General features: G+C 74.7%; 4 protein-coding genes. 3 read left to right on the top strand and 1 reads right to left on the bottom strand.

Features of this window, described 5'->3' with window-relative positions:
- The 3 genes from VR45_RS28900 to VR45_RS28910 all read left to right on the top strand — a co-directional run.
- Positions 1-498: hypothetical protein (locus VR45_RS28900; RefSeq protein WP_107084302.1), on the top strand; the 498-nt coding region annotated here is incomplete at its 5' end.
- Between the two features lie 165 nt (positions 499-663).
- Positions 664-1,503 carry an SDR family oxidoreductase gene (locus tag VR45_RS28905; RefSeq protein ID WP_045942801.1) on the top strand — a complete coding sequence of 280 codons (840 nt, stop codon included), beginning with the start codon at positions 664-666 and terminating at the stop codon, positions 1,501-1,503.
- 156 nt (positions 1,504-1,659) lie between these two features.
- Complete coding sequence (locus VR45_RS28910; RefSeq protein ID WP_045942802.1) at positions 1,660-3,657, top strand: LamG-like jellyroll fold domain-containing protein; 1,998 nt, start codon at positions 1,660-1,662, stop codon at positions 3,655-3,657.
- Here VR45_RS28910 and VR45_RS28915 read toward each other — a convergent pair.
- On the bottom strand, positions 3,644-4,715 hold a 1,072-nt coding region (locus VR45_RS28915; protein WP_159394386.1), incomplete at its 5' end, for a serine hydrolase domain-containing protein. The genes VR45_RS28910 and VR45_RS28915 overlap by 14 nt on opposite strands.

The following is a 4,715-nucleotide window of genomic DNA, read 5'->3' on the forward strand; positions in this document are numbered from 1 at the left end:
GCCCCGCCCCGGTCCGCGGTACGCCGCTTCGGCCCCGGCGTTCCCCCGGCGGTCGCGGCCGCGTGGCACGGCACGCCGCCGCCCCCTCCCCCGCTGCGCCGCCGGACGCGGCCGTGGCTGGTCCCGGCGGCCGTCGTACTCGCCCTGCTCGCCGTGCTGCCCGCCCGCTGCCGGACCGAACCTCCCCTCACCCCGACCGGTCTCACCGTCACCGCCACCCCGGCGGACGGCCCGCCCTGCGACGGCGGCGCCGTGTTCACCGCGACCGTCACCACCGACGGCCACCCGGGCACCGTCCGCTACCGCTGGCAGCGTGACGACGGCACCGTCTCCGGCGAACTGCTGCAACCGGTCCGGTCCGGCGAGTACCGCACCGAGCTCGTCCTCAGCTGGTCCTTCGTCGGTCACGGCGCCCTGCGCGCGACGGCGACCGTCGAGATCCTCGCTCCCCGGAGCCTGAGCGCGACGGCATCCTTCGACTACATCTGTCCGGGCTGAGTACGCCCACCGGCCCCCGACGGGGGCGCGCGCTCCCGTGGCCGCGGGACCGTCACGCTCCCGCGCGCCCCCGGAGCGGTCTGCCGGAGGACTGGGCGAAGAACCGCCGGGGTGGGACGGTGTCCGGTCTCGGGAGCCGAGCGGGACGGAACGGGGGCACGGAGCATGACAAGACGTTGGCTGGTGACGGGCTGTTCGACCGGGCTGGGCCGGGCGCTGGCCGGGGCGGCGGCCGGGGCCGGGGACCGCGTCCTGGCGACCGCACGCCGGGTGGAGACCCTGGACGGCCTGGTCCGCGAGCACCCCGGCCGGGTCCTCGCCCTGCCGCTGGACGTCCGCGACCCCGAGCAGTGCGAGCAGGCCGTCGCCACGGCGGTGGAACGTTTCGGCGGGGTGGACGTCCTGGTGAACAACGCCGGGAACGGCGTGTTCGGCACCGTGGAGGAGGTCGGCGACCACGAGCTCCGCGACCAGCTGGAGACCCTGGTCGTGGGCCCCTGGCGGCTCGCCCGGCTGGTGCTGCCGGTGATGCGCGCGCAGGGCGGCGGGCTGGTCCTGAACGTCTCCTCGCTCGCCGGCCGGACGGCCTTCCCCGGCCTGGCCGCCTATGTCACGGGCAAACACGCGCTGGAGGGCATGACCCAGGCGCTCGCCGCCGAGACGGCTCCGTTCGGCATCCGGGTCGCGGCGCTGGCCGCGAGCGGCTACGCCACCCACTACGGCGAATCGGTGACCGACGCCGCCGACCGCTCCCCCGCCTACCGCGCGACCACCGAGCCGATGCGCGAGCAACTGCGCGGCATGGCGGCCCTGCCGGGCATCGGCCGCCCCGAGGACTTCGCCCGCGAGGTGCTCCGCCTCGCCGACAGCCCCGGCCCGCTGCCCGTCCGGATCCCGATCGGCCCCGGCAGCTTCGAGCACCTCAGCGCCGCCGCGCACGCCACCCACGGCGAACTCGCCACCGCCCGCGCGCTGCTGGCGGAGCCGGGCCCGCGGCAGGACTGACGGCCGGTCCGGCAGCTCCCGGCAGCCGTCCCGGGCAGAGCCCCGTGCAGCGCCCCGACGGGTTAGGCCGCTGTTCAGCGGGGCGTGGCCCGGTCGATGATCTCCGACCAGACCCGGTACCTACGGTCGGGGGCCACACCACTTCCGGGAGCGAACATGCACGACAACCACGAGTCCGGGCATCCGTGCGAGTGCCCGCGCACCGCCGAGCTCGACGGGGACGGGCCCGCCGCGGCCGGGCGCCGCCGGTTCCTGCGCGGGGCGGGCCTGTTGGGCGCCGGCGTCGGCACGGCGGGCCTCGGCCTGCTCGGCGCGGCGCCCGCCCACGCGGCCGGCCCCGGATCGACCGGAGAGTCCGACCCGTCCGGCGCGGCAGCCGGGAAGGCCGGGAAGCCCGCCGGGAAGCAGCGTTGGCAGCCCGACCCGGACGCCCGCCGGTTCACCCTGGTCGTCATGCCGGACACCCAGTACCTGTTCGACCAGGACCGGATCCACCCGGCACCGGTCGAGGCCGCGATCCGCCATGTGCTCGACGGCGGGGTCAACCACGAGGACGGCACGGACGACAACATCGTCTTCCTGGCCCACCTCGGCGATGTCACCGAGAACGGGCTCCCCACCGAATTCGCCGCCGTCAGCAAGGTGTTCGGCCTGCTGGACGACGCCGGCGCGGCCTACGGCGTGCTGGCCGGCAACCACGACGTCCGCTCCTCCACCGACGACCGGCGCGGCAGCACCCCGTACCTGGAGACCTTCGGCCCGGCCCGGGCCGCCCGCACCTCCGGCCACCACAGCTCCAGCCCGGACGGCTACAACACCTGCCACATCGTCACCGCCGGCGGCCGCCCGTGGATGCTGCTCTCGCTCGACTGGCGGCTGTCCGACGCGGGCTTCGCCTGGGCCAACGCGGTGATCGCCGCCAACCCGAAGGTGCCGGTGATCCTGACAACCCACGAGCTGGCGTACGCCGACGAGGGCGGCCGGGCCGAGCTGTCCGACTACGGCCGGCAGCTCTGGGAGCGGCTGATCAGCGGCAACGACCAGATCTTCCTGACTGTCAACGGCCACTACTGGCCGCCCGGGCGGACGGTGCTGACCAACAAGGCCGGCCACGACGTGCACGTCCACATCACCAACTACCAGGACCGCTACTACGGCGGCGCCGCGATGATCCGGGCGTACCGCTTCGACCTGGACCGCAACACCGTCGATGTGTCGACCTACTCGCCGTGGATCCAGGAGATCGCGGCCGAGGAGCGCAACACCCTGGCCGCGCAGCAGGTCGAGCTGACCTCGGACGTGGACCGCTTCTCGCTCTCGATCGACTTCGACCGGCGCTTCGCGGGCTTCGCGCCCGTCCCGGCGCGCCCCGCCCGCCGGGCCTCCGAACTGCTGGTCCGGGACACCGCCGCGTACTGGCGCTTCGAGGGCGGCGGCGACGGCACCGCGGTCACGGCCCGGCAGGTCGTCAAGGACCTGACCGGGCAGGGCAACGACCTGTACCCGCAGAGCGCCCCCGGCACCCCGGACGACGGGCTCAGCTGGTCCTCGGAGCACCACCCGGACCAGCCGGGCCACGGCAGCCTGCTGTTCAAGGGCACCCGCTCACCGGTGCGCGGCACCTACCTGCAGACCGCACCCAACGCCCCGCTGAACCGGGAGACCTTCGAACGCGGCTTCACCGTCGAGGCGTTCTGCAAGCTGCCCGCCGACTGGGACTCCGGGCAGAGCCGCTGGTCCGCCCTGCTCAGCCGCTGGGGGACGGCGGCCGAGGCGGGCCGGAGCGGCCCCGGCACGGATGCCGACGAGCCCGTCGTGACGCTCAGCCTCTCCGAGGCGCCCGCGCTCCAGTGGTGCGTCTACCCCGTCAACCAGACCGGTGCGTCGACCTGTTGGGGCCACCAGCTGCCGCTGGACCGCTGGTGGCACGTGGCGGTCGTCAACGACGGGAAGCTCAGCCGGATGTACGTGGACGGCTGCGAGGTGGCCCGCAACCCGGCGACGCCGGCCGTGGGGCTGGCCACCCTCGGCCGCCCCTGGATGGTGGGCGGCTACGCGTACGCGGGGGTGCTGGACAAGGTGTTCCACGGGTACATCGGCGATGTCCGGATCGTGCGGCGGGCCCTGCGGGTGGGGGACTTCATGACCGGGTGACGCCGGGGAGCGGGAGGTCGGGGCCGGTGCGCGGAATCGTCCTCGGCACCGGCACCGGCACCGGCACCGGCTGCGGCCCCGGAGCCACCGGCTCCGGGGCTCCCGCTCCCGCTCCCGCGCCCGTTCCCGGGGCGCACAGCGTCTTGGCGACGAGCGAGCCGACCGGCTCCTCGGCCGCCGAGCCGTCCCGACCGACGAAGGGGTTGTACGACAGCGCGAACTGCCGCTTGCCGTCCCGGCTGCCGAGCAGCAGGGTGCCCCAGCCGGGGAGGCTGCCGTCGTGGCCCCAGGCCGCCTCGCAGCCCGGCCCGAGGTCGATCCGGAGCACGCCGAGCCCGTACCCCGTGCCCGGGATCGTGCCCGGGACGGTGCTCGGCACCGTTTCCGTCAGCGCGGACATCTCGGCGGGCCGCAGCAGCTTGCCGCCGAACAGCGCGGCGTGGAAGCGGTCGAGGTCGGAGGTCGTGGAGATGCCGTTGCCGGCCGCGTCCACCACGGACGGGTTCAGCCGGGTGATGTCGGCCGGCCCGGCCGGAAGGTCCAGGTACGCGTGGGCGTGCGGGCCGCCGAAGCCGGTCCCGGAGCCGGGGAAGACGGTGTCCTCCAGGTGCAGCGGCCGGACGATCCGGCGCTCCACCTCCTGCTGCCAGGTGCGGCCGGTGACCTTGCGGACGATCATCCCGGCGAGCACATAGTTGGTGTTGGAGTAGTGCCAGCCCTGTCCGGGCGCGAAGTACGGCGGGTGTTCGGCGGAGACGGCGGCGAGCTGCTCCGGCCGGTAGTCCCGGTAGCGCCACGTCCCGTGCGCGTAGTCGTCCAGGTCGGCCTCGTTCGTGACCAGGAAGCGGGTGTCCTCGGTGTAGTTGAACAGGCCGCTGGTGTGGTTCAGCAACTGCCGGACGGTGATCGCGGCACCGTTGGGGACGACCCCCGGCAGGTGGCGCTCGACCGGGTCGTCCAGCCGCAGCCGCCCCTCCCCGACCAGTTGGAGCAGCACCGTCGACACGAAGACCTTGGTCACGCTGCCGATCCGGAACCGGCCGTCCACCTCGGCCGGC

Origin of the sequence: Streptomyces sp. NRRL S-495 (assembly GCF_000966955.1) — a bacterium.
Taxonomy (GTDB): domain Bacteria; phylum Actinomycetota; class Actinomycetes; order Streptomycetales; family Streptomycetaceae; genus Kitasatospora; species Kitasatospora purpeofusca.